This window comes from Pantoea sp. YR525, from assembly GCF_900116775.1.
Taxonomy (GTDB): Bacteria; Pseudomonadota; Gammaproteobacteria; order Enterobacterales; family Enterobacteriaceae; genus Pantoea; species Pantoea symbiotica.
In genome coordinates, this window is record NZ_FPBU01000003.1 from 448,989 (window position 1) to 475,401 (window position 26,413).

Annotated in this window: 20 protein-coding genes; 14 read left to right on the forward strand and 6 right to left on the reverse strand. The window is 49.2% G+C overall.

Annotation, left to right across the window (positions count from 1 at the left end):
- Nucleotides 1-26: 26 nt before the first annotated feature.
- The 7 genes from BM323_RS08520 to BM323_RS08550 all read left to right on the forward strand — a co-directional run bounded on the left by BM323_RS08520 (nt 27) and on the right by BM323_RS08550 (nt 11,353).
- Complete coding sequence (locus BM323_RS08520) at nt 27-1,478, forward strand: TolC family outer membrane protein (RefSeq protein WP_091003656.1); 1,452 nt, start codon at nt 27-29, stop codon at nt 1,476-1,478.
- On the forward strand, nt 1,475-3,646 hold the full coding sequence (locus BM323_RS08525) for a type I secretion system permease/ATPase (protein ID WP_008107276.1): 2,172 nt from the start codon (nt 1,475-1,477) through the stop codon (nt 3,644-3,646). Before BM323_RS08520 ends, BM323_RS08525 begins: the two co-directional genes overlap by 4 nt.
- Nucleotides 3,643-4,869 carry an HlyD family type I secretion periplasmic adaptor subunit gene (locus tag BM323_RS08530; RefSeq protein ID WP_008107279.1) on the forward strand — a complete coding sequence of 409 codons (1,227 nt, stop codon included), beginning with the start codon at nt 3,643-3,645 and terminating at the stop codon, nt 4,867-4,869. The genes BM323_RS08525 and BM323_RS08530 overlap by 4 nt, the downstream gene beginning before the upstream one ends.
- 311 nt (nt 4,870-5,180) lie before the next feature.
- On the forward strand, nt 5,181-6,323 hold the full coding sequence (locus BM323_RS08535; protein ID WP_008107281.1) for a hypothetical protein: 1,143 nt from the start codon (nt 5,181-5,183) through the stop codon (nt 6,321-6,323).
- A 23-nt stretch (nt 6,324-6,346) separates the two neighbouring features.
- Entirely contained in the window at nt 6,347-8,008 is a 1,662-nt protein-coding gene (locus BM323_RS08540) for a polysaccharide biosynthesis/export family protein (RefSeq protein ID WP_036649166.1), read from the forward strand.
- Between the two features lie 12 nt (nt 8,009-8,020).
- Nucleotides 8,021-10,051 carry a capsular polysaccharide biosynthesis protein gene (locus tag BM323_RS08545; protein WP_008107290.1) on the forward strand — a complete coding sequence of 677 codons (2,031 nt, stop codon included), beginning with the start codon at nt 8,021-8,023 and terminating at the stop codon, nt 10,049-10,051.
- Between the two features lie 33 nt (nt 10,052-10,084).
- Nucleotides 10,085-11,353 (forward strand): capsule biosynthesis protein, encoded by a 1,269-nt coding sequence (locus tag BM323_RS08550; protein WP_254773238.1) that lies wholly within the window; start codon nt 10,085-10,087, stop codon nt 11,351-11,353.
- Between the two features lie 11 nt (nt 11,354-11,364).
- Here the strand turns inward: BM323_RS08550 and BM323_RS08555 are convergent, their stop codons facing one another.
- Genes BM323_RS08555 through BM323_RS08575 form a run of 5 tightly spaced genes read right to left on the reverse strand, consistent with a single transcriptional unit; the run spans nt 11,365 to nt 16,355 of the window.
- Nucleotides 11,365-12,534, reverse strand: coding sequence for a glycoside hydrolase family protein (locus tag BM323_RS08555; RefSeq protein WP_008107295.1), 1,170 nt, complete (start codon nt 12,532-12,534; stop codon nt 11,365-11,367).
- A 49-nt stretch (nt 12,535-12,583) separates the two neighbouring features.
- The gene (locus BM323_RS08560) at nt 12,584-13,720 is read right to left on the reverse strand and encodes a tetratricopeptide repeat protein (RefSeq protein WP_008107297.1); all 1,137 of its coding nucleotides are present in this window, start codon (nt 13,718-13,720) and stop codon (nt 12,584-12,586) included.
- Nucleotides 13,721-13,727: 7 nt separating this feature from the next.
- On the reverse strand, nt 13,728-14,891 hold the full coding sequence (locus tag BM323_RS08565) for a Stealth CR1 domain-containing protein (RefSeq protein WP_008107299.1): 1,164 nt from the start codon (nt 14,889-14,891) through the stop codon (nt 13,728-13,730).
- A gap of 22 nt (nt 14,892-14,913) precedes the next feature.
- The gene (locus BM323_RS08570; RefSeq protein ID WP_008107301.1) at nt 14,914-15,582 is read right to left on the reverse strand and encodes an ABC transporter ATP-binding protein; all 669 of its coding nucleotides are present in this window, start codon (nt 15,580-15,582) and stop codon (nt 14,914-14,916) included.
- A complete protein-coding gene (locus BM323_RS08575; protein WP_008107303.1) occupies nt 15,579-16,355 on the reverse strand; it encodes an ABC transporter permease in 777 nt (258 codons plus the stop codon). Before BM323_RS08575 ends, BM323_RS08570 begins: the two co-directional genes overlap by 4 nt.
- Nucleotides 16,356-16,991: 636 nt before the next feature.
- Here BM323_RS08575 and speB point away from each other — a divergent pair.
- Both speB and BM323_RS08585 read left to right on the forward strand, forming a co-directional pair.
- Nucleotides 16,992-17,912, forward strand: coding sequence for an agmatinase (speB, locus tag BM323_RS08580; protein WP_007890305.1), 921 nt, complete (start codon nt 16,992-16,994; stop codon nt 17,910-17,912).
- Between the two features lie 54 nt (nt 17,913-17,966).
- Entirely contained in the window at nt 17,967-18,371 is a 405-nt protein-coding gene (locus tag BM323_RS08585) for a YidB family protein (RefSeq protein WP_008107307.1), read from the forward strand.
- Between the two features lie 77 nt (nt 18,372-18,448).
- Here BM323_RS08585 and BM323_RS08590 read toward each other — a convergent pair whose 3' ends face one another.
- On the reverse strand, nt 18,449-19,201 hold the full coding sequence (locus BM323_RS08590) for a metalloprotease LoiP (RefSeq protein WP_008107309.1): 753 nt from the start codon (nt 19,199-19,201) through the stop codon (nt 18,449-18,451).
- Nucleotides 19,202-19,474: 273 nt separating this feature from the next.
- Between BM323_RS08590 and tkt the strand changes: the two genes are divergently transcribed.
- The 5 genes from tkt (at nt 19,475) to mscS (ending at nt 26,289) form a co-directional block, all read left to right on the forward strand.
- Entirely contained in the window at nt 19,475-21,466 is a 1,992-nt protein-coding gene (gene tkt, locus BM323_RS08595) for a transketolase (protein WP_091003662.1), read from the forward strand.
- A 340-nt stretch (nt 21,467-21,806) separates the two neighbouring features.
- A complete protein-coding gene (epd, locus tag BM323_RS08600; protein WP_008108272.1) occupies nt 21,807-22,826 on the forward strand; it encodes an erythrose-4-phosphate dehydrogenase in 1,020 nt (339 codons plus the stop codon).
- A 51-nt stretch (nt 22,827-22,877) separates the two neighbouring features.
- A complete protein-coding gene (gene pgk, locus BM323_RS08605; protein WP_008108270.1) occupies nt 22,878-24,041 on the forward strand; it encodes a phosphoglycerate kinase in 1,164 nt (387 codons plus the stop codon).
- Between the two features lie 104 nt (nt 24,042-24,145).
- Entirely contained in the window at nt 24,146-25,225 is a 1,080-nt protein-coding gene (fbaA, locus tag BM323_RS08610) for a class II fructose-bisphosphate aldolase (protein WP_008108269.1), read from the forward strand.
- Nucleotides 25,226-25,413: 188 nt separating this feature from the next.
- Entirely contained in the window at nt 25,414-26,289 is an 876-nt protein-coding gene (gene mscS, locus BM323_RS08615) for a small-conductance mechanosensitive channel MscS (RefSeq protein ID WP_008108267.1), read from the forward strand.
- Nucleotides 26,290-26,413: the final 124 nt, after the last annotated feature.

A 26,413-nucleotide genomic window follows, 5' to 3' on the forward strand; every position in this document is an offset into this window, starting at 1 on the left:
TCTCTTTAATGACTGGTGGACTATCGATGGAACTGATGCACTCAGGCGCAACATTTCGCCGTTCGTTTAAGCTCAGCGTTCTCTGTGCGGGCATGGCTTTACTTTACAGTTCTCAACTTTTAGCGGCCAGTGACGCGTTAACCCGGGCGGGGCAAATTACCTCAGCAGGTTTAGCGCAACAGCAAGAACTGCCTTCATTAACCGGTGAGGTGGCGGAACCCGCCCTCGCTAATGTCCCCGATTTTCTGACCATCAACCAGGCGGTGCAGCGCGCCATTCAGTGGCATCCCGATATCGCGCAGGCGGTAGGTAAAATGCTGGAGCAGGCCAATCAGGTTGATGTGGCGAAAGCCAAATATTATCCGCAAATCAGTGCTGGCATGAACAACGGCTACAGCAACGCTTACAGTGAAAAGGGCTTCAGCCCGTCGTTTGTGCTATCGGTTTCGCAGATGCTGTATGACTTTGGCAAGGTCAGCAGTTCGGTGCGATCCGCCGAAGCGGGCGTGGCGCAGGAGCAGGCCAACGTGCTGGTGAGCATTGATACCGTGGCACACGATACCGCCGCAGCGCTGGTGGAAGTGCAGGGTTATCAGCAACTGGTGATCATTGCGCAACAGCAGCTCACGGCGCTGAGTAAGATTGGCGATCTGGCGCGCCAGCGTAATGAAGAGGGCGCGGCGTCGCTTTCTGATGCCACGCAAACCGATGCGCGTATCGAAGGCGCGCGAACCACCTTAACGCAATATCAAGCCAACCTCGATCGCTGGCGCGCCACGCTGGCAACCTTTCTTGGCTGGCCGCTGGTGAAAAAAGTCAGCGACGATTTCCCCACCAAACTTACGCAATCCTGTCAGGTGGCGAAAGCCGATGACAAGCTCAATCCGTCGGTGCTGGCCGCCTGGGCGCAGGCTAATCAGGCGCAGGCCAAACTCGATAATGCTAACGCGCAAAACATGCCGACCATCTCGCTGGAACCGCAGGTCACGCATTATCTCAACAATCACTACTCCGGCAGCGAAACGCTGGATCGCACCCAGTATTCGGCATTTGTGAAAGTAGAAATGCCGCTCTATCAGGGCGGTGGCATCACCGCCAGCCGGGACGCAGCCGCCAATGCGCTGCAAGCCGCCAACGCCGCTGTTAACTCGGCACGGCTCAAAGCGCGTCAACAGTTAAGCGAGTCGCAGAACGAGTCGCAAAGTCTGTCGCTCAGCCTGGCGATCATGGGACGGCAACAGGCGCTGGGCGAGAAAACTCAGTCGCTCTATCAGGATCAGTATCTGCAACTCGGCACGCGTCCGCTGCTGGATGTACTCAACGCCGAGCAGGAAGTGTTCCAGACCCGTTTCACGCTTCAGCAAACCATCAGTCAGTTACGCTCACTGCAGCTCGATTGCCTCTACAGCACCGGGCATATGCGGTCAGCGTTTGCCTTGAATAATCAGCGGATCCAGTCCGTGGAGATCCAGCCATGACGCAATTACAGATTCCCGACGCGCCCGATAGCGCGTCCGGGGGAAACGTGCCCTTACACGGATGGGCCACCGCAATCATCCTGATTGCCACCCATTATCGCTTGCCCTGTTCGCCGGGCATGATCATGGCCGCTGCCGAATGGCAGGGCAAACAGTCACGCGATAAAGCGTTGCGCCATCTGGCGCGCCAGGCCGGTTTATCGTTGCAGCTGTATGAAGAGAATAAGTGGGAGATCACCAGCTGGCGCTTGCCGCTGGCGATCGAACTGGCCGACGGTCAGGTGGGCGTTATCACCCAGTTTGATGGCGACGATGAAGTGCGGGTGCATTTCGCCGGTGATGAACAGCCCGCGCCGATTGCGCTGGAAACCTTGCTGCCGGAAATCCGTTTTGCCGCCGCGCTGCGTCCGGTTACCGCAGCCAAAGACAGCCGCGTCGATCGCTATCTCGCCACGGTGAAACCGGATTGGCTGCGCCGTTTGGTGCTGCACGATCTGCGGCCGTACGGCTACGTAATGCTCGGATCCTTCCTGATCAACCTGCTGGCGCTGGTCGGCATTATCTTCTCGATGCAGGTGTACGATCGGGTGATTCCGGCGCAGTCCTATCCCACGCTGTACGTGCTGTATATCGGCGTGATCATCTCGGTGGTGTTCACTTACATCCTGCGCGTCGGGCGCGATCACGTAACCGATCTGCTGGGTAAGCGCGCCGATATGCGCGTCTCCGATCGGGTATTTGGTCACGCGCTGCGGCTGCGTAACAGCGCGGTGCCGCGTTCGACCGGTACCTTTATCTCGCAGTTGCGCGAGCTGGAGGCGATCCGCGAAATGGTCACCTCGACCACGGTGACCGCGATTGTCGATATGCCGTTCTTCCTGCTATTCCTGCTGGTGATGGCGATTATCGCGCCGCAGCTGGCGTGGATTGCACCGGTGGCGGTGCTGCTGATGATCTTGCCGGGCGTGCTGAGCCAGAAAAAGCTTTCGAAGCTGGCGCAGCAGAACCTGAAAGAGTCGACGCTGCGTAATGCGGTGCTGGTGGAGAGCGTGCAAGGGCTGGAAGACATCAAGCTGATGCAGGCGGAAGATCGCTTCCTGCAACAGTGGAACAGCTACATTCGCATTACCGCGCAATCCGGCGTGGAGATGCGCAAAGTGATGCACTCGCTGATTACCTGGGGCGTCACCGTACAAGGTTTGGTGTATGCCAGCGTGATTGTGATCGGTGCGCCGATGGTGATCAACGGTGATATCACCACCGGTGCGATTGTGGCGGCGTCGCTGCTCTCTTCACGCATGATTGCGCCGATGGCCACGCTGTGCGGCGTGCTGGCGCGCTGGCAACAGGTGAAAGCGGCGAAAGGCAGCCTTGATGCGCTGATGAATTTGCCAGTGGAGAACAGCAAAGACGAAACACGCATTCACACGCCGGTGCTGTTTGGACACTACCAATTCACCGACGCAATGTTCCGTTACTACACCGATTCGCTGAATATCGCGCTGCGCATTAAAAGCCTGACCATTAAACCGGGCGAGCGCATTGCGGTATTGGGACGCAACGGTTCGGGTAAATCGACCTTGCTGCAGGCGATGATCGGCGGCATCGATCTGGTCGGCGGTGAACTGCGGCTGGATAACCTCAGCCTGCCGCACATTGATGTAGCGGATGTACGGCGCAACGTGGGCCTGCTGACGCAAAACGCGCGGCTGTTCCACGGCACGCTGCGGGAAAATCTCACCATGGGCGCGGCGCACGCCACCGATGATGCCATCTTTGGCGCGCTCACCGTCAGCGGCGGCGCAGATTTCATTCGTCGTCTGCCGCTCGGCCTCGACCATCCAATTATGGAAGGCGGCGTTGGGCTTTCGGGTGGCCAGCGTCAGTCGCTGCTGCTGGCGCGCATGCTGCTGCGCGATCCCAACATTATCCTGCTGGATGAGCCGACGGCGGCGCTCGACGATCATACCGAGAAAGAGTTTATCGAACGGCTCGGTCAGTGGCTCAACGGCCGCACCTTGATCGTGGCGACGCACCGTGCGGCGATCCTCGCGCTGGTGGATCGTGTGCTGGTGTTGAAGGAGGGACAACTGGTGATGGATAGCCCGAAAGAGAACGCCTTACCGGCACCGCGTGCTAACGGCATTCCGCCGGAGGCGCAATCATGATCAAACAATTACCGGCAAGACTGCGCTTAGTAACGGCGGCAGAAGTGGATTCATCTGACGATCTGCTGGGTGAACTGCGATCCGAAACCCATTACACCGGCGCAGTGCGGCTGATCGTGATCAGCACCGCACTGATCCTCGTTACGGTGATTTGGGCATGGTTTGGCGTGCTGGATGAAGTCTCCACTGGCACCGGCAAAGTGATTCCCAGCTCGCGCGATCAGGTGCTGCAATCGCTGGAAGGCGGCATTCTCACCGAGCTGTATGTGCATGAAGGCGATCAGGTGCAGGCTGGGCAAGTGGTGGCGCGTCTGGATGCCACGCGATCGGAATCTAACGTCGGCGAAAGTGCGGCGCGCTATCGTGCGGCATTGGCTGCCGCCTCGCGCCTCAATGCGGAAGTGAACGATCAGCCGCTGAGTTTCCCGGCGGAGCTGAATAAGTTTCCCGATCTGATTGCGTCGGAAACGCGGCTGTACAAAACTCGCCGCGCGCAGCTGACCGATGCCACCGCGCAGTTCAAAGAGTCGCTGGCGCTGGCCAACCGCGAACTGGCCATCACGCAGCGTCTGGCGAAAACCGGCGCTGCCAGTAGCGTGGAAGTGCTGCGTTTACAGCGCGATAAATCGGATCTGGAGCTGAAACTCACCGATATGCGTTCGCAATATTACGTGCAGGCGCGCGAGGAGCTGGCGAAAGCCAACGCCGAAGCCGACAGCATGGCGCAAGTGGTGAAAGGGCGCGAAGACACGGTGACGCGATTAACCATCCGCTCACCGATGCGCGGTATAGTGAAAAACATCAAAGTCTCGACCGTGGGCGGCGTGGTGCCACCCAATGGCGAGCTGATGAACATCGTGCCGATGAACGATCGTCTGCTGATTGAAGCGCGATTGTCACCGCGCGATATCGCCTTTATTCGTCCCGGCCAGCGGGCAGTGGTGAAGATCTCGGCTTATGACTACGCCATTTATGGCGGCCTGAACGGCGTAGTAGAGAGCATCTCGCCGGATACTATTCAGGATGAGGTGAAGCCGGAAATTTACTACTACCGCGTGTTTATCCGCACCGATAACGACTACGTGCAGAATAAAGCCGGTAAGCGCTTCTCTATCAGTCCCGGCATGGTTTCTACCGTGGATATTAAGACCGGAGAGAAGACGGTGATGGATTATCTGATTAAGCCGTTTAATAAGGGTAAAGAGGCGATGCGCGAACGTTAAATTCGTCGTTACCTAATTGAAAACGCCGTTGATTCTTTGAGAGTCGCGGCGTTTTTTTTAACCAAACTTTTAAGTCGAATGATTAACGTGTAACACTCTCACCCTGATATTTATTCTCTATGAGAAATGTCCTGAGGTTTACCTGCGGGTAAATCAAGTCATTTCTTAAATCTCCGCCACTATGTTGGATATATATTCGTGCGAGTCTTTTCTTATAAGGAATGACCAAACATGACGGCGGCGTTTACCGAGACGTATCAATAAAACTCAAACCTGATACTTAAATAAATTTTGATGATAGATGCATATTGATGAAAGACAATTCCAGGAAGAACAGCTTACGCAAGCATTTATCGGTTTTCACCCTGGCGGGTATCCAAAAGCATCTGGCGAAAATTATCATTGTTGCGCCAATGATGCTGTTAATTGTTTATCTGGCTATTTTTAGTCAGCCGCGCTATGTGAGTGAATCAAAGGTTGCCGTTAAACGTTCAGATGATCTTGCCGGCAATAATCTTAATGTCGGATTACTATTAGGCGCTTCTAATCCAAGTTCAGTGGAAGATGCTTTTTACCTCAAAGAGTATATTAACTCACCGGATATGCTGCTAACGCTTGATAAAAAACTCAATTTTTATCAAGCATTCAGTGAGGGCGGATTAGATTTCCTAAATAAGTTGCCGGCAGGAGAAAGCGCTGAAGGTTTGTTGCGCCATTATCGCTCGCGCATCAGCGTAACCTACGACGATAGAGCCGGATTGCTTACGCTACAGACGCAAGGCTTTAGTCCGGAATTCGCACTGCGTTTTAATCGTGAAGTTTTGATTGAATCAGAACGTTTTATTAATGAGCTTTCGCATCATATTGCCCGCGAACAGCTTAGTTTTGCTGAAGCAGAGATGGAGAAAGCCCGTCTGCGCTTAAAAATCAGCAAGGATGAACTCCTTGCCTATCAAAATAGTAATAACGTACTGGATCCTGAAGCGCAGGCCTTAGCGGCGAATGTGCTGGTCAATACATTGATCGGACAGAAGACGCAAATGGAAGCGGAATTGCGCAACCTACTGACCTACTTACGTGACGATGCGCCCCAGGTGGTGAGTTTACGTAATGCGATTGATTCCATGCAGGCGCAGATCGAAAGTGAAAAAGGCAAAATCACTGCGCCGCAGGGTGAAAAATTAAATCACATGGCGGCAGAATTCGAAGAGATAAAATCAAAGGTCGCGTTTGATAATGAATTGTATAAATTAGCGCTGACTGCCATTGAAAAAACCCGAGTAGAAGCTGCGCGTAAATTGAAAGTGTTATCAGTTATTAGTTCACCACAATTACCGCAAGAATCTACCTTCCCTAATACACCTTATTTAATTGCTTGTTGGTTGTTAGTGTGCTGCCTGATGTTTGGCACGCTTAAATTACTGCTTGCCGTAATTGAAGACCACCGGGATTAATGCTGTCGCAGAATGAGTTTGCTATGAAATTATTATCATCACTATTACTGATTACCGTTAGTCTCGCTCTGCCGATTCGCGCAGCCACAGACATTATGGCTGACCCCATTTTATCGGGAACAGCGTCGCCATCATTTTTATCAGGTAATCAAAACCAGATTGGATTTGTTGACGCACCACCGGCCGTTATTCCCGTCGCATTGAGCCGTATGTTTGGTGCGCAGTTGTTTAATGGCACCAGTGCAGACAGCGGTGCAACCACCGGCTTTAATCCAAACTATGTGCTTAACCCCGGCGATAGCATTCAGGTGCGTTTGTGGGGAGCCTTTACTTTTGATGGTGCGCTTCAGGTTGATCCAAAGGGCAATATTTTTCTGCCAAATGTCGGGCCGGTCAAAGTGGCTGGCGTCAGCAATAGCCAGCTTAATGCGCTGGTTATCAGTAAAGTGAAGCAGGTTTACCAATCTAATGTCAGTGTCTACGCCTCACTGCTGCAGGCGCAGCCCGTCAAAGTGTATGTGACTGGTTTTGTACGCAATCCGGGGCTGTATGGTGGCTTAACTTCAGATTCGTTGCTCAACTATTTGATTAAGGCGGGCGGCATCGATCCCGATCGTGGCAGCTACGTGGACATCAACGTGAAGCGTGGCAATAAAGTACGATCCAGCATCAATCTGTATGATTTTTTGCTTAACGGTAAGCTGGGGCTGTCGCAATTTTCTGATGGCGACACCATTGTGGTTGGGCCGCGCCAGCATACGTTTAGCGTGCAGGGCGATGTGTTCAACAGCTATGACTTCGAATTTCGCCATAGCAACATTTCGGTTACCGAAGCCCTGAGCTGGGCAAGACCTAAACCCGGTGCCACCAATATCACCATCATTCGTAAGCAAGGTTTGGCGAAGCGCAGCGAATATCATCCGATTGGCACCGCAGCCGGGCGCATGTTGCAGGATGGTGACACCTTAATTGTCAGCACCGACCGCTATGCCGGCACCATTCAGGTGCGCATCGAGGGTGCGCACTCCGGTGAGCATGCGATGATCTTACCGTACGGTTCCAACATGCGCGCCGTTCTGGCGAAAATCCGTCCGAATAGCATGTCGCAGATGACCGCCATTCAAATTTATCGTCCCTCAGTGGCGGCTCGTCAGAAAGAGATGATGAACGTCGCGCTGCAAAAACTCGAAGAAGCGTCTCTATCTGCCCAGTCATCGACTAAAGAAGAGGCCAGCTTACGCGTACAGGAAGCGCAATTGATCAGCCGCTTTGTGGCCAAAGCACGCAACGTTGTGCCTAAAGGTGAAGTGATCATCAATCAGAAAAACCTCGACGGGATTTTGTTGGAAGATGGCGATGTCATTAGCATCCCTCAGAAAACGTCGTTGGTTCTGGTACACGGTGAGGTGTTGTTCCCTAACGCAGTGAGCTGGGAAAAGGGGTTACGTCCGAAAGATTACATAGCGAAGTGCGGCGGTCTGACGCAGAAGTCGGGTAATGCCAGAGTGATTGTCATACGCCAGAACGGCGCCGCTGAAAATGCAGAGGATGTTGATCAAATCAATCCTGGTGACGAGTTGATGGTGCTGCCGAAGTACGAGTCGAAGAACATCGAAGTCACTCGTGGACTTTCAACCATCCTGTATCAACTAGCAGTAGCAGCGAAAGTCGTGTTAACGCTGTAAGGCAGAGCAGAAATGATCGGTGTTTTCTCTTCAGGAATTTGGCGTATTCCACATTTGACCAATTTTCTGGCACAGCCGTGCCAGAAGTTATCGCCCTTTATGCCCATCGCCGATGACATTGCTTCAATTGCGGTATGGGGGCACCGGCCAAGTGTGCATAAGCCTGTGGCGCGCGCACTGAATGCAGGTAAGCCGGTGCTTCGACTGGAAGATGGTTTTATTCGCTCACTGGATCTCGGCGTGAATGGTGCACCGCCACTCTCGATGGTGCTGGATAATGTTGGCATCTACTACGATGCCAATCAGCCAAGCGCGTTGGAGATACTTATCCGCGACCAGGATGCTAATAAAGCACTCGCAGCGGAGGCGGAAAGCGCCATGCGCATCATCGTTGCAGAAGATCTATCGAAATATAATCAGGCGCCGCCCTTTGTTGTCGAACATCAGGTTCCAGCAGACATTGTTTTAGTCATTGATCAGACGTTTGGTGATATGTCAGTCAGTTATGGAAATGCTGGCCCTGCTGATTTTGACAATATGCTGGATGCTGCGTTGAGAGAAAATCCCACGGCAACTATCTGGATTAAAATTCATCCTGATGTATTGCAAGGAAAGAAGGCGGGATATTTTCGGGAGTTGGAAGCTAGCCAGCGTATTCAATTGATAGCTGATAACGTTAGCCCATATTCACTTTTGCGACATGTTTCGCGAGTCTATGTCGTGACCTCGCACTTTGGTTTTGAAGCCTTAATGGCAGGCAAACCAGTCACCTGCTACGGGCAACCCTGGTATTCAGGTTGGGGATTAACGGATGATCGACATCCGCAAGCGCAGGAATTAAGCCGGCGGCGAGGGCGAGCCAGCTTACTTGAGTTATTTTCCGCTGCCTACTTACGCTATAGCCGTTATATCAATCCGGCCAACGGTGAACCGGCAACTTTATTTGATGTGCTTAACTGGATGAAATTGCAGAGACGCCATCAGCAGCAACGAAACGGGTCTCTTTGGGCGCCAGGATTATCGCTGTGGAAATACAGCATCCTCAAACCCTTTTTGGATACCGGAGTCAACAGATTAAGTTTTTCGCGTCCCTGCGTTGAGACCACAGCTTGCGTAGTCTGGGGAGTTCACGGTGAACGACGTTGGGAACAGGAAGCTAATGCACGCCATTTACCGATCTGGCGTATGGAAGACGGTTTTTTACGATCATCCGGATTGGGTTCTGATCTCCTGGCTCCACTATCTCTGGTATTGGATAAAAGGGGTATTTATTACGATGCAACCCGGCCAAGTGACTTAGAAGATATGCTTAATAAGAGCATGCTGAGTACTACGCAACTCTCACGTGTTGAAAAACTGATGAAACGACTGGTTGCCAGCAAATTGAGTAAATACAATTTGGGGGCGGAATTTAGTGTTCCAGCGGAATCGTACGGGAAACGCATAATATTAGTGCCTGGGCAGGTTGAAACTGACGCATCTATTCAAAAGGGTGCTTTTTCAATTAACACTAATTTAAAACTGTTAAGCATTGTGCGTGAGCGAAATCCTGACGCTTATATTATTTATAAGCCACACCCTGATGTACTGGTAGGTAATCGTTTGGGGCACATTTCACAGCATATAGTCTCTCAATATGCTGATTTTCAAGTGCTAGATGCGGATATCATACAATGTATTCAGGTCGCGGATGAGGTTCATACCATGACTTCTCTCGCAGGTTTCGAAGCCTTATTACATGGTAAACACGTTTACTGCTATGGCTTACCATTTTATGCCGGCTGGGGACTCACGCACGATGAGCATCGCTGTGAACGCCGTCAACGTAAGTTACGGCTTGAGGAAATGGTGTATCAAGTATTAATTAGATATCCCACCTATATCCATCCACAACGATGGGAAGCGATAACCGCCGAAGAAGCGGTAGAAATATTGATTGGTACACCACGCACTGCGTTAGTAATCAGGAAGAATAAATGGGACAAATTGAAAAGAAATGTGCGAAAGATAAAGATGTTTTGCAAAATAAAACTGTTCTTATAAATGTAATTTGTCAGGTTGACTACAGTCATGAATATCAAAGGGAAAGCTGTTAAGAAAATCCTTGCGGGTGAGCGATATCTATTATTACAGGGACCAATGGGACCTTTTTTCACCTTCCTGGCTGAATGGCTGGAGTATCATAATCGAGAAGTTATTAACGTTGTATTCAATGGCGGTGACCGCTTTTACTGCAAAAACAGGAGGTTTTTGACCTACCTGCTTAAAGCTCGTGAGATAGCGGGTTGGTTAGATGACGTTCAGCAACAATACCGTTTTGATACCATTATCTGTTTTGGCGACTGCCGACCTCTTCACCATTATGCAAAACAGTGGGCATCCGAGAATGGGGTGCGTATATTAGTATTTGAAGAAGGCTATCTACGGCCGCAGTTTATTACTTTAGAAGAGGGCGGTGTAAATGCAAATTCTTCGCTTTCACGCGATGCGAACTTCTATCTCAATCAACCCGATCAGCTTCCGCTTCATGTTTTGCCTGTTGAATCATGTACTAAAAAGCAATATGCTCATGCTGCGTGGTACTATTTAAATAGCTGGTACTATCGTAAAGAATTTTTGAACTACCAACATCATAAGCCATTATCGATACGCTATGAAGCCGGTTGCTGGATCCGTTCAGGATGGCGGAAAGTGATTTATTCGTTAAAGCAAAGAAAAATACTTGCGAAGTTGCAACAAGAATTGGATGAAAATTACTTTCTGGCTATTTTGCAGGTATACAATGACAGTCAGGTGACGAGCCACAGTCCTTGTAATGATATTCGGGATTATATCTATGAGGTAATTTTATCCTTTGCACGTCATGCACCTTTAGAAAGCACGCTTGTCATAAAGCATCACCCAATGGATCGAGGCCACCGACAATACCATTCATTGATTGATCAATTGTGCGTACAGCTGGGTATCCGTGGGCGTGTAATGTATGTCCACGATTTACCATTGCCGGATTTACTTAACTATGCAAAGGGGGTTGTGACCATTAATAGTACGGCAGGAATTTTAGCGCTGAACTATAACAAACCTTTGAAGGTGATGGGGAACGCACTTTATGATATCAAAGGACTTACATTCCAGGATAGCCTTGACAAGTTTTGGAGCATGAGCGAATTACCGGACATGAAAATATTCGAAAATTTTTTATCTCATCTATTAATTTCAACGCAGATTAACTCGGCATATTATCCTTGTCTTAAAAAACCTGATGTTGGCGATGCATTTTTCAGAGTTAAGGACGAATTGAAAACGGATAAAGAAATCCGCAACGGGTTAAATATCAATTTATAAAAGGAGGTTTTTTATTTAAGAAAGTGGTTGTTTGTGCTTTTACGGTCAGATTTAACTGATACGGCTTGATCGGAATGAATGTTCTTAATTGTATTTCCATGTGCATTAATTAACCTTATCGCTGTCTTTTTACAATCGATGAAAGTACAATTCTCTATAAAAGAGTTATCAATTGCTTGAAGTTGTATCGCATTACTACTGGTGTTTTTGAATAAGCAGTCGCTAATTATTATTGACTGATGATGTTTTTCAGGATTGCTATGTGAAGCGACACCTTTTTGTACGTTTATGAACTTGCAAGATAGTATATTCACTCTTTTACACGATGAGTTATCCCAACTGCCATAGGCGGGAAACCCTGATTTATTGTTGTAGTCGATGTTTATTTCTTCGTGTGAGCCAGATTGGGAAATAATTGTATCGGAGAATATGCAGTTGCTTATGGTGAAATCTTCCTGAGCGTTGCACTCTATTCGATGAGAATTTTTTCCATTATAAAAATGGATGTTGTGTAAAAATACGTTTTTTGAACGGCCAAAAATCATTGCACTACGGCTTTTTTCGGCTAGATCTCCGCGTAAATTTATTGAGAAATCGGATAAGAAATAATTACCTCTTCCGGAATATCCACTGCGCTTAATGAAGTTTGGATTACCTTTCTCTCCATTAACGAATAGCCAGCTATTTTTAGTATTCCGATATTCAATGATGGATGTCGCCATGCCAGAACCAATAACCCTTACATTTGGGCCAAGTTCAATATGATTTTTTACGATTAAATGCCCCTCATTGAAGTAGTACTGTCCCTCATTTGCAAGTATTTTCCTCAACGTAAGTGTATCATCATAATGGCCATCCATTTTGAGGCCCAATTGCTTGAAAGAAATTACATCCTTATAAATAGGGATGATGAAAATTTCCCTCCCAACTTTAATGGAATGAGCGATTTTTACATTTTTACCAAATATTACACGATACAGCATACTGCTTTCTTTTTCGGGGTAATAAAATCCGCGGGTCTTGACTATCATCCCATCGAACAAATCAATATATTTGATATCAGCAACTGAGTTTACAGTTTTATCTATATGCTCATCAGGTAATTGAAAGTTGAATGCAGTTGCTTTACTTATTGCAGGGAATGTAATCAAAATGCTTAACAGCGATCTTCGTGTAATCATTGGTGGCTCGATCTTATAAAGTTATAGGCCAGAGTTAACTGGCCTTTTCTTATTCGATATTTTCAATTTCTTTCTTCAATGTTTGAATAAGTAATTTATCTTTTTGTGACTTGGTATGGTTGATAAAGTGAGCGCATGTTTCAATCGCAGTATCATTTAATCCCATTTTCATATAGGACTTCGCCAGAGTTGAGACCGCTTTGACATGATGTTTACTGCGACAGAATGGTTCCAGCAATCGCAATACCGAGTCAAGATCATTACGATTAAAATAGATCTCCGCTAATCGAACAATAGGTCTTCCTAAGTAAGGTGATAGCTCACGGCAGGCCTCATAATATTTGGTTGCAGCACAATAAAAGCCTTTTTTGTCAAGGCACATTGCATACAAATAGTTTATGTAGCCCCAGTTTGGCGCGTCTTTGATAAAAGCTTCAATGGTTTTTATATAGCTATCGTTGAACTCTTTTCCTGTCACCAGGTTTTCATTAATCTCTTTGAAAGCTTCAATCGTGTTGTCTTTGTATAATTTTGATTTTTCCAGACTCCATAACCCTTTTGATGAACCTTTTGATACCATTTCGTAAAGTAAGTTATCAATATTATACGTTTTAGTTAGTTCACCTAAAATGTTGTGTTTGAAATTCCTTAAAGAATAAACTTTCGAATTTTCAATGCCATTTTTGAGTTTTGTCGCCGAGTAGTAATCAACAGGATCACCGTCATTGCTTATGATAATAACATCGGCACTTTTTTTATAGCTTACTGATGATAAGTCAACATCTTCGTCAGAGTAGGGAACATTGTTCTCGGCGCTTTTAGAAAACTTCATACCAAGCTGTACTTCTGGACTGAAAGCAACTATTCGGTCTGCTGCCAACGCACTTCCGAATTTCAGTGCACCATAGGCTCCCATGCTCGAACCCAGTATCCAGACTTGTCCTCCCTTTTTTTTATATAGCTTGATTTTCTCTTTAAGAAATTGAACTAATTCTTTATGGTCAGGAATATCCGGGACACCATTTTGATACCAGTCGTTACTGTAATCGTTAATAAATATTTTAGTGGCTGCTATACGACCTAATCTTTTGGAAAAAGTGAACTTTCCTTTAGGTGTATTTCTTGCTGAAAAAACGATCAAAACATTTTTTGCCGATTTTTTTTCGGATATTTTTATCGAGTCCATGATGTATTTATTCCTGATTATTAATTTCTTTAGGTGCCAGCTCTAACGGAGATGGAATGTTATAAAACGAATTTAGTGCTTCGGTTAAATGTTCTGCGTAGTCTTCAAAGTCTAAACTATCATAGGAAGACCTATCGTTAGGGCACATTGAAAAGGGAATAGTATCCTTACCTTTTTTATCCTTTAACATGCGATAATAATCCAATGCCACTCTCTTTCGAATATTAAAATAGAACACGCGTGTTTTTGTAAATATTGACTTTCCAGTTATTTGTGCAACATGAGGAATGAGAAAACCGGTGCAGAGGAGATCATTCATCGCTCTAAACTTATTTTTCCTACAGGCATCAAACGCATCAGGCCAGGTTGCTTCACACAATTGAGCCACAGATTTTAATTGTGGGTAGAAAGTATGCGAAAACATTTGGTCTGTATAAACTCCATATTCTGAAAAAATTAATCTACGGGCATTTTTTGCGCCCCATTCTGTAGCGGAGTCATAAACGGGATTAACCGGTGAAGCTGGTAACTTTATTTTTGATGTAAACATAAAAGCTAAACCTGAGCCAGTGAAAAAATACTCCGGTTTAACAGGCCTTAACAGCATCATGTCATCATTGAAATACACATAGTGTTCCGAAAGATCTTCAATCTTATGGATGGCACTTTCGATAACATGCGAGTTAAACGTAGGAAGATATTTTTCCTCTAATATCTCGCTGTGACTTACTATGCGGACTTTAGGATGGTCAATGTTCATCCATTCTGGATACTGTCCATTCGTCACAATGTAAACTTTATTCACCCATGGCGCATAGTCAAAAACTGAGCGAAGTGCATAACGCAGTTCATCCAATGATTTAAAGCGTGCAGCATCCGATAGCACTGATTTTTGAGAATCGACAGGAGCGTGCTGATTGAATACCTCAATAAAATCAGGATCGTCAGAGTCTACCCATGTAAAGACAAAGTCTATAGGGAATGTCACCGGAAGATTTCCAAAATCAATAACCCTTTGATCATCGACAGGCTTTTTATTTTGTGATTTATCATTTTTGCTATTTAAAATCACGCTCCCATTTCCGTCAGAGACGGTAATAGGATAGCGCTTTATAAATGCATCACGGAAAAATACGCCTGGTTTAAATATCAACTTCTTAATCTTATTCATGATGATGCATCCTTCTTACTAATCACTCTAAATTTTCCTCTGATTTATACTCTGCAATAGCATCATCAATATTATCGTAGTAGCTTATTTCCCCACTTCGTCTGATGAATAAAGCTGAATCGCAATGTTCTTTTAATGATTTGAAACTATGTGAAACCATCAAAATGTTTGATTTTTCACTTTTTTCTTTAAATATATTGGCGCATTTTAATTTAAATCGACTATCACCAACTGCAGTGATTTCATCAACGATGTAGTAGTCAAAATCAAATGCCATACTTAAACCAAAACCCAGACGTGATTTCATTCCTGACGAATAGGTTTTTATCGGCATATCGAAGTATTTTCCCAGTTCAGAAAAATCTTCGACGAATGCAATCTTCTCTCTTAATTGCTCTTTCTTCGCATAGAGGCGGGAAACAAACTTTACGTTTTCTCTACCAGTCAAACTTCCCTGAAAGCCACCACTCAATCCTAAAGGCCAGGATATAGTTTTAGTGGTAGTGATCGTGCCTGAGTCTGGTCTGTCAATCCCGCCGATCATGCGAAGTAGGGTTGATTTTCCCGCACCATTGCGGCCTACAAGCGCGACACTTATGCCTGTTGGCAATTCGACACTCATCCCTTTAAATACATAGTGCCGACCCGTTGGTGTACGATAGGATTTTGTGAGGTTCTCAATTTTAATCATGATGTCAGCATCGCCTCTTCGCGTGTTCTATATATCGCAAGCCCGATAAAGATCGTGCACAGTGTTGCGATTGCTAAATAATCTATACTCACGCCTACGCTGACATAGCCCGGGATGATTGCCTCGCGACTCAATTCAACTGCATGCAGGATGGGATTCCATAACAAGAACGGCCAGTATTTTTCTGGAATGGATTGCAGCGGAAACATCACGCCTGAAATAAAATAAAGAGGTTTGAGCAGAATAGGTAAAATCTTATGTGTTTCAGTAAAAACGCTCCCAATTGTCATCACTATGATGCCAATGCTGCTGGAGAATAAAATCATTAAACCCCAACTCAGCGCGAGTTGTAGCAAATCGAGCAACACAAAATGTTCGCCAGCCGCCCAAATGCATCCCATAAGCAAGACGTAAACGGTGAGATATATCACTGACTCGAGAAAAGCACGTGATAAAACCGTATCTATTGGTTTTACTGGTCGGTAATTAAAGAGACCTTTGTTGGCGTCAATCGCACCAATGGAGCGATTAACGATACTGCTAAATATCAAATAGAGAATAATCCCATTGAGTAAAAAAACAGGAAATGAAATATCCCGCATTGTGCGGTGCATAATGAAGCTGAAGATACTTAATAATACTAATAAATGAGCGGCAGGTTCGATGATAGCCCACAGGTATCCCAAGCGGAATTTACCGAAGCGCGTGCTTAATTCACGGAAAAACAGTGCCTTAATAGTAGATTTTTGTACTTCTATTCCACTTCTTGCCATTTAAAAACTCATTTAACAGTTAATGAACGAGGTCACTTTCGCCAGGCATGATCCAATGTTTTTACATGGCTTACATGACGATAGATAAAATGAAATGAGAGTAAAAAGATAGCTGGGAGGCTTACATGGAAGAACATATTATGCGTTTGTATGAGTGCTTAACTTACTCGCGGCATAATGCTGATTCATTTAATCTGATCAGTGAGGAGCTTGTTTTATAAGAAAAAGCTTATATCTCCATACTGAATTCCCTGAGTGTCTATCGATTCCTTTCTTATTTCTGTAGAATAAATTATCAGAGCGAAGTGAATTGGTTCTAGACGTTTTTGACTATTAATTTAATTGCTATTAATAGATTTTTGTGGCTTGGTAAATTAAAGTTTTATATCGTTAAGAAACGGCTTAATTTATATAAGAACAATTCTTTTTTTTTGCTGGTCGACTTCTTTATATTGTATGAAGAGATCGTGTTAGTTGATTTAATAAACCCCATAAACGCGCTGATTGCAGTAAGCCACAATCTCCGCGATAATCGCGCCAATCAATCCCTTCCTCGTCGGGTTCAACGACGCGGAGGGGATTTTTTATTTATATCCTAAACTGGTGAAACGATTACCGCCTTAATGAGGACGAATTATGTATAACACCCTGGGCAATCAGTACGATAACTCCCTGGTTTCTAACGCCTTCGGTTTCATGCGCTTCCCGCTAAACTTCCAGCCTTACGACAGTGACGCTGAGTGGGTCATCACCGGTGTACCGTTCGATGCCGCAACCTCAGGTCGTCCGGGCAGCCGTTTAGGGCCGGGCGCGATTCGTCAGATCTCAACCAACCTGGCGTGGGAAGGCTGCCGCTGGCCGTGGGACTTCGATCTGCGTCAGCGTCTGAACGTGGTGGACTGCGGCGATTTGGTTTATGCCTTTGGCGATTCACAGGATCTCTCTGACAAACTGCAGGCGCACGCCGAGAAACTGCTGGCGAACGGTAAACGTATGCTGACTTTTGGCGGTGACCACTACGTTACGTTGCCGCTGCTGCGCGCGCACGCTAAGCACTTCGGTAAAATGGCGCTGGTGCATTTCGATGCGCACACCGATACCTATTCCAACGGCCCGACGTTCGATCACGGCACTATGTTCTTCACCGCGCCGAAAGAGGGTTTGATCGATCCTCAACATTCCGTGCAGATCGGCATTCGTACCGAGTTCGATAAGAGCCTCGGTTTCAACGTGCTGGATGCCGCGCAGGTCAACGACCGCAGCGTGGATGACATTCTGGCGGAAGTGAAGCGTACCGTTGGCGATCTGCCGGTCTATCTGACCTTCGATATCGACTGCCTCGATCCGGCACACGCACCGGGCACCGGTACGCCAGTGATTGGCGGTCTCAGCAGCGATAAAGCCACTAAGCTGATTCGCGGTTTACAGGGCATGAACATCGTTGGCATGGATCTGGTAGAAGTGGCGCCGGGCTACGATCACGCAGATCTGACCTCGCTGGCAGCAGCCACGCTGGCGCTGGACATGCTGCACGTGCAGGCGGCAAATAAAGGTTAATCCTTTTGCTTGCGGCTACACTTACTGGCGGTTAATTAATCTGCGGAGGCGACTATGGGTTTACTGGACGATTTAGTTGGATCGCTGGGAAACAGCAACGGAAGCGGGCAGGGCAATCAGATGCAACAGCTGATGGCTATCTGGAACTGGGTACAGGAGCAGGGCGGCGTTGAAGTACTGCTGCAGAAATTTCAGCAGGGCGGACTTGGGCAGGTGCTGAATAGCTGGATTGGCAGCGGCAGTAATCAGTCGGTTGATGGTGGCGAGATTCAAAATGCGCTTGGCCAGGATCAGCTGCAGTCGCTGGCGGATAAGCTTGGCACTGATGTCAATGGTGCGTCCGGTACGCTGGCCGCTTTGTTGCCGCAGGTGATTGATAAGCTGTCGCCGCAGGGCCACATCGATACGTCGAATACCCAGGATTTGGGTGCGATGGTGGATGGGTTGTTTAAGCGTTGAGTTTTGCCTGGTCGGCATGAATGCCGACCCTACGTGTAAGGAGCGCATTAATGCGCTCCTTTTTGCTGCGTGTGATATTACTTCCCAGCGGCAATGCGCTCACGAATATGCTGGGCGCGCGCTTCCGAGTCCGGGTGCGAATCAAACATCGAACTCTGGCGTCCCTGTTCCAGTTTCGCCAGCTTCTCAAAACTGGTCGCTAATCCCATCGGATCAATACCGCGCTTTTTCATCAGATCAAACGAGTAATCATCGGCTTGTGTTTCCTGGGTTTGTGAGAACTGTGCATTCACCAGTTTTTCACCCATTTCACCCAATTGCGATTGTGATAGCGAACCGATCACGCCGCCGACGGAAGCCGCAGCGGTGCGCGTTGCGGTAGTAGTCAGCGCCACCTGCATCGCTTTACGCGTATGGCCCAGTGCGACGTGGCCCATCTCATGGCCAAGCACACCTTCGACTTCGTTGTCGGTCATCATGTCCATCAAGCCGCTGTAGACGCGAATACAACCGTTGGCCATCGCCCAGGCGTTGACGTCTTTAGTCTGATACACCTTGTAGTTGGCAGGCACGCCGTTGATGTTATCGCCGAGCGCCGCCGCGATTTTGTTCAGGCGTTGCTGATATTCACTGTTGGCGGGTGCAACCTGATTGTCTTTATCCATCTGCGCACAGGATTGATCGCTTAACTCTTTCACCTGTGCATCGTTCAGCGCGTAGGCCTGATAAGCCTGCGCACCGGATTGCAGCAGCGCGTTGTTATCAAATCCTTCGCAGCCGCTCAGCAACGAAGCCATTCCCAGAGCAACAATGGTAGCTCTCATTTTCATATCGGCATCCTTTGGGTAACAAGGTAAAGAAAACAAACACCTGAAACCGTCACAGGTGTTTAAACGATTTGGTTATAGCTCGCATGTTGTGCAATGGCTAGCAGACAAGGCCGGAAATGCAAACGGTTACCCGTGATTTAGCACCCAGATGCATGTACTTTTGTCCTGATTTTCATGTACATTGATGTGCGACTTTTTTCTCGCTTCGCCTTATAACTGATTAATTACAATAAGTTAAGCGTGGCGGAGCATTAATCCGACCTGGAGTAGAAGATGCCCTCTCGTAAAGAGCTTGCCAACGCCATTCGCGCGTTAAGTATGGATGCAGTACAGAAAGCCAATTCGGGACATCCGGGTGCCCCAATGGGCATGGCGGACATCGCCGAAGTGCTGTGGCGTGACTTCCTGAACCATAACCCTACTAACCCGCTGTGGGCAGACCGCGACCGCTTTGTGCTGTCGAACGGTCACGGCTCAATGCTGATTTACAGCCTGTTGCACCTCACTGGCTACAACCTGCCAATGAGCGAGCTGCAGAACTTCCGTCAGCTGCACTCTAAAACTCCAGGCCACCCGGAATACGGTTATACCGCAGGCGTTGAAACCACTACCGGCCCGCTGGGTCAGGGCATCGCGAACGCGGTCGGTTTTGCCATTGCCGAGCGCACGCTGGCGGCGCAGTTCAACCGTCCGGGTCATGACATCGTAGACCATAACACCTACGTGTTTATGGGCGACGGCTGCATGATGGAAGGCATCTCACACGAAGTCTGCTCCATCGCCGGTACCCTGAAGCTGGGTAAACTGGTTGCCTTCTATGACGACAACGGCATCTCCATCGACGGTCACGTGGACGGCTGGTTCACCGACGACACCGCCAAGCGTTTTGAAGCCTACGGCTGGCACGTGGTGCGCGGCGTGGACGGTCACGACGCAGACGCAATTAAGAAAGCGGTTGAAGAAGCCAAAGCGGTTTCCGACAAACCTTCGCTGCTGATGTGCAAAACCGTGATTGGCTTCGGTTCACCGAACAAAGCCGGTACGCACGATTCGCACGGCGCGCCGCTGGGTGCCGATGAAATCGCGCTGACCCGTAAGCAGCTGGGCTGGAACCACGGTCCGTTTGAAATCCCTTCAGATATCTACGCACAGTGGGATGCCAAAGAAGCCGGCCAGGCGAAAGAGTCCGCGTGGGACCAGAAGTTTGCGGCCTACGCCGCTGCACATCCGGAACTGGCTGCGGAGTTCAAACGTCGCGTCAACAACGAGCTGCCCGCTAACTGGGCAACTGAGTCGCAGAAGTTTATCGAGCAGCTGCAGGCCAATCCGGCGAAAATCGCCAGCCGTAAAGCCTCGCAGAACGCCATCGAAGCCTTCGGTAAAATCCTGCCGGAATATCTGGGCGGCTCTGCTGACCTGGCGCCAAGCAACCTCACCATGTGGTCCGGCTCGAAGCCAATCAATGAAGACGCGGCGGGCAACTACATCCATTACGGCGTGCGCGAGTTCGGTATGACCGCCATCGCCAACGGCCTGGCGCTGCACGGCGGCTTCCTGCCGTACACCGCCACCTTCCTGATGTTCGTCGAGTACGCGCGCAACGCCGCACGTATGGCCGCGCTGATGAAAATCCGTCAGATCATGGTTTACACCCACGACTCGATTGGTCTGGGCGAAGATGGCCCGACGCATCAGCCGGTTGAGCAGATGGCCAGCCTGCGCGTGACGCCGAACATGAGCCTGTGGCGCCCGTGCGACCAGGTTGAGTCAGCGGTGGCGTGGAAGTACGCAATCGAACGTGTTGATGGCCCGTCGGCGCTGATCTTCTCGCGTCAGAACCTGGCGCAGCAGGATCGTAGCGCTGAGCAGCTGGCGAACGTGGCGCGCGGCGGTTACGTGCTGAAGGACAGCGAAGGTACGCCAGAGCTGATCCTGATCGCTACCGGTTCAGAAGTGGAGCTGGCGGTGGCTGCATTTGAACAGCTGACGGCGGAAGGCCGCAAGGTGCGGGTGGTGTCTATGCCATCCACTGACGCCTTCGACAAACAGGACGCGGCGTACCGCGAATCCGTGCTGCCGAAAGCGGTTGCCGCGCGCGTGGCGATTGAAGCGGGTATCGCCGATTACTGGTTCAAATACACCGGCCTGAACGGCGCCATCGTCGGCATGACCACTTTCGGTGAGTCAGCGCCTGCGGATCAGCTGTTCAAAGAGTTTGGTTTCACCGTTGAGAATGTGGTTAAAACGGCGAAATCGATTCTGTGATTTGAGGTCGCCATGAATGGCGACCCTACACAGCGGGTATAAAGGGCGTCCCAACCGGGGCGCCCTTATTGTTTCATCACCTCCAACCTGAAACGGTTCAATTATTCCTGCAGTAATAATCCCGCAGTGCAAAATTTGTGACGTAGATCCAATATTCCTCCACTCACTTGATCGCAATCATTCCCGTTATTCCTCTCTTGCATTACTCTAGCTGAACCGTTTCAGTTACGAGCAAGAACGTGCATCTTGCCGGTGCGGGCAAGCAATAATTCCCTGTACAAAACGGTGTGAAACGCTCAGGCTAATCGGCACGTTTTTTCGGGTGTTGTTGAAGGTAGAAATGACCGTTCGCGTAGCAATAAATGGTTTTGGTCGTATCGGGCGTAACGTGTTGCGCGCTCTGTATGAAACCGGTCGCCGGGCTGAGATCACCGTGGTCGCCATTAACGAGCTGGCCGACGCCGCCGGGATGGCGCATCTGCTGAAGTACGACACCAGCCACGGCCGTTTTGCCTTTGATGTGCGACAGGAGCGCGATCAACTGTTTGTTGGCGACGACACCATTCGCATCCTGCATCAGGCGGAAATTGATGTGTTGCCGTGGCGCGAACTGAATGTGGATATCGTGCTGGATTGCACCGGCGTGTACGGCAGCCGCGCTGATGGCGAAGCCCATCTGGCAGCAGGTGCGAAGAAAGTGTTGTTCTCGCATCCGGGCGGTAACGATCTCGATGCCACAGTCGTATTTGGTGTTAACGAACAAGCTCTTAAACAAACTGACCGCATTGTCTCCAACGCATCCTGTACCACCAACTGCATTATTCCGGTGATCAAGTTGCTGGATGACGCCTTTGGCATTGAGTCGGGCACCGTGACCACCATTCACTCGGCGATGCACGATCAGCAGGTGATCGACGCCTATCACAGCGATCTGCGTCGTACCCGCGCCGCCAGCCAATCGATCATTCCGGTAGATACGCGTCTTGCTGCTGGCATTACCCGTATTTTTCCGAAATTTAACGATCGCTTTGAGGCGATTGCGGTGCGCGTGCCTACCATCAACGTGACAGCCATTGATTTGAGCGTGTCGGTGCGCGAAGCGGTGAAGGCGTGTGAGGTCAACGCGTTGCTGCAAAACGCGTCAGAAGGGGCGTTTCGTGGTATAGTTGACTATACGGAATTACCGTTAGTCTCAGTAGATTTTAACCATGATCCGCACAGTGCCATAGTCGATGGCACGCAAACGCGGGTCAGTGGTCATCACCTTATCAAAACGCTGGTTTGGTGTGACAACGAATGGGGCTTTGCTAACCGCATGATCGACACCACGTTAGCAATGGCCGCAAGCGGTTTCAGGTAAGACGCGGACTGCGTCTGGCAAAACTTATGAGAATCAACGAGAGGGTTCACCATGTCTGTAATTAAGATGACCGATCTGGATCTTGCTGGTAAACGCGTTCTGATCCGTGCCGATCTCAACGTGCCAGTGAAAGAAGGGAAAGTGACGTCAGATGCACGTATTCGTGCTTCTCTGCCTACCATCGAAGCGGCGTTGAAACAGGGCGCGAAAGTGATGGTTACCTCTCACCTGGGTCGTCCGACCGAAGGTGAATACAACGAAGAGTTCTCCCTGCTGCCGGTTGTTAACTACCTGAAAGACAAACTGAACGGCACCAACGTTACCCTGGCAAAAGATTACCTCAAAGGTGTTGAAGTCAACGCGGGTGAACTGGTTGTGCTGGAAAACGTACGCTTTAACAAAGGCGAGAAAAAAGACGAAGAAGGCCTGTCGAAGAAATATGCCGCGCTGTGCGACGTGTTCGTGATGGATGCGTTCGGTACCGCGCACCGCGCACAGGCTTCTACCCACGGCGTGGGCAAGTTTGCACCAATCGCCTGTGCCGGTCCGCTGCTGTCAGCTGAGCTGGAAGCGCTGGGCAAAGTAATGAGCAACCCAGAGCGTCCGCTGGTTGCTGTGGTTGGCGGTTCTAAAGTGTCGACCAAATTTGATGTGCTGCAGTCACTGGTGCAGATTGCGGACACCGTGATTGTGGGCGGCGGTATCGCGAATACCTTCGTTGCTATCGAAAACAACGTCGGTAAATCACTGTACGAGCCAGACTTCGTTGAAGCAGCGAAAAAACTGCGTGACGAGCACGGCATCCCGGTTCCTACCGATTCTCGCGTAGGCACGGAATTCTCTGAAACTGCGCCGGCAACCGTGAAAAAGGTTTCCGAAGTAGCGGATAACGAAGAGATTATGGACTTCGGCGACGAAACTGCACAGGCAATGGCCGCGATTCTGAAAGGCGCGAAAACCATTCTGTGGAACGGCCCGGTTGGCGTGTTCGAGTTCCCGAACTTCCGTAAAGGCACCGAAATCGTGGCGAATGCTATCGCTGATAGCGATGCGTTCTCAGTGGCAGGTGGCGGCGATACGCTGGCTGCAATCGACCTGTTCGGTATCGAAGATAAGATCTCTTATATCTCTACCGGCGGCGGCGCATTCCTCGAGTTCGTGGAAGGCAAAAAACTGCCAGCAGTTGCTATGCTGGAAGAGCGCGCCAAGCAGTAACTCTTTGGGGGCGGCGCTTTGGCGTCGCCTGAAGGCTAGCCCTTTATGGGGCAATCAAATCGCAATCCCTTCGGGGATGAACGGTAACGAAACGGGACACAAACATGTCTAAAATTTTTGATTTCGTAAAACCCGGCGTTGTCACTGGTGACGACGTTCAGAAAATTTTCCAGGTAGCGAAAGAGAACAAATTCGCTCTGCCAGCAGTTAACTGCGTCGGCACGGACTCTATCAACGCGGTATTGGAAGCTGCGGCCAAAGTGAAAGCGCCGGTCATCGTTCAGTTCTCCAATGGTGGTGCTGCCTTCATCGCCGGTAAAGGTTTCAAAACCGACAAGCCTCAGGGCGCGGCTATCTTCGGCGCTATCGCGGGTGCATACCATGTGCATCTGATGGCTGAACAGTACGGCGTGCCAGTAATCCTGCACACCGACCACTGCGCCAAGAAACTGCTGCCGTGGATCGACGGTCTGCTGGACGCGGGCGAAGAGCACTTCAAGAAAACCGGTAAGCCGCTGTTCTCTTCTCACATGATCGACCTGTCTGAAGAGTCACTGGAAGAGAACATCGAGATCTCTGCTAAGTATCTGGCGCGCATGGCCAAGCTGGATATGACGCTGGAAATCGAACTGGGTTGCACCGGTGGCGAAGAAGACGGCGTGGACAACAGCCACATGGACGCTTCTGCGCTGTACACTCAGCCAGAAGACGTTGATTACGCTTACACCGAGCTGAGCAAAATCAGCCCGCGTTTCACCATCGCTGCTTCTTTCGGCAACGTGCACGGCGTATACAAGCCAGGCAACGTGAAACTGACTCCAACCATCCTGCGTGATTCTCAGGAATACGTGACCAAGAAACACAATCTGGCGCACAACGCGCTGGACTTCGTGTTCCACGGTGGTTCAGGTTCTTCTGCTGCAGAAATCGAAGAGTCTATCGGCTACGGCGTGATCAAGATGAACATCGATACCGACACCCAATGGGCAACGTGGGACGGTATTCTGCAGTACTACAAAAAGAACGAAGACTATCTGCAAGCTCAGTTGGGTAACCCGACTGGCGTAGATAGCCCGAACAAAAAATACTACGATCCACGCGTGTGGCTGCGTTCTGCTCAGGCTTCAATGGTTGTTCGCCTGGAGCAGGCTTTCAAAGAGCTTAACGCTGTCGACGTACTGTAATTTTTCCTTACAGTACAAAAAAGGCCCGTAAGGGCCTTTTTTTATGCGCCTGGTCTGGAAAGTCCCGTAATTTAAGGCCATTTTTGGCGCTTCGCCCTATTTTTGTTTACCCTTGTATGCGGAGTGTCGGAGTCAATCTGGCAGTTTTTGGCAATTTCCTGCGGGAAACTCAACAACAGGGCTAACAAATGGAAGACTTAAATGTCGTTGATGGCATTAACAATGCTGGCGGATGGCTGGTACGTAATCAGGAACTGATCCTGAGCTATGCGGTAAATATTGTGGCGGCGATTGTTACCATCATCATTGGTATGTTCATCGCCCGCATTATCTCCAATGCGATTAACCGCGTTCTGCTGGCGCGTCACATTGATGCGACAGTGGCAGATTTCCTCTCTGCAATGGTGCGCTACGGTATTATCGCTTTTACCATCATCGCTGCACTGGGACGCGTTGGGGTGCAAACCGCTTCCGTTATCGCCGTGCTGGGTGCTGCCGGTTTGGCTGTGGGTTTGGCGCTGCAAGGTTCCCTGTCCAACCTGGCTGCCGGCGTATTGCTGGTGACCTTCCGTCCGTTCAAAACCGGTGAATTTGTTGATCTCGGTGGCGTGATGGGTACGGTGCAGAATGTGCAGATCTTCTCCACCACCTTGAAAACGGCCGATGGCAAAATCGTCGTGGTGCCAAACGGTAAAATCATCGCGGGTAATATCATTAACTATTCGCGCGAACCGATCCGTCGTAACGAATTCATTATTGGCGTCGCTTACGATGCGGATGTTGATCAGGTAATTGCACTTTTCCGTGAAGTGGTTGAAGCGGATGAGCGTGTGCTGAAAGATTTGGGTATCCAAATCGGCCTGAATGAACTGGCCGCATCATCGCTCAACTTTGTGGTGCGTTGCTGGAGCAAAAGCAGCGATCTGCAAAACGTCTATTGGGATCTGATGAAGAACTTCAAACGTACGCTGGACGCGAACGGCATCGGCATTCCTTATCCGCAGATGGATGTACATCTGCATCAGGTGAAGAGCGAGCAGCAACAGCCCGCACGCAGCGAATAACTGAGAAAGGCACCTACGGGTGCCTTTTTATTACTTATTCTAATGACCGATTAAATCTTTCAATTTCCTCTAATATCCTCGCGTCACTATACTGCATCGCATCTCCCCATTCTTTAGGACTATT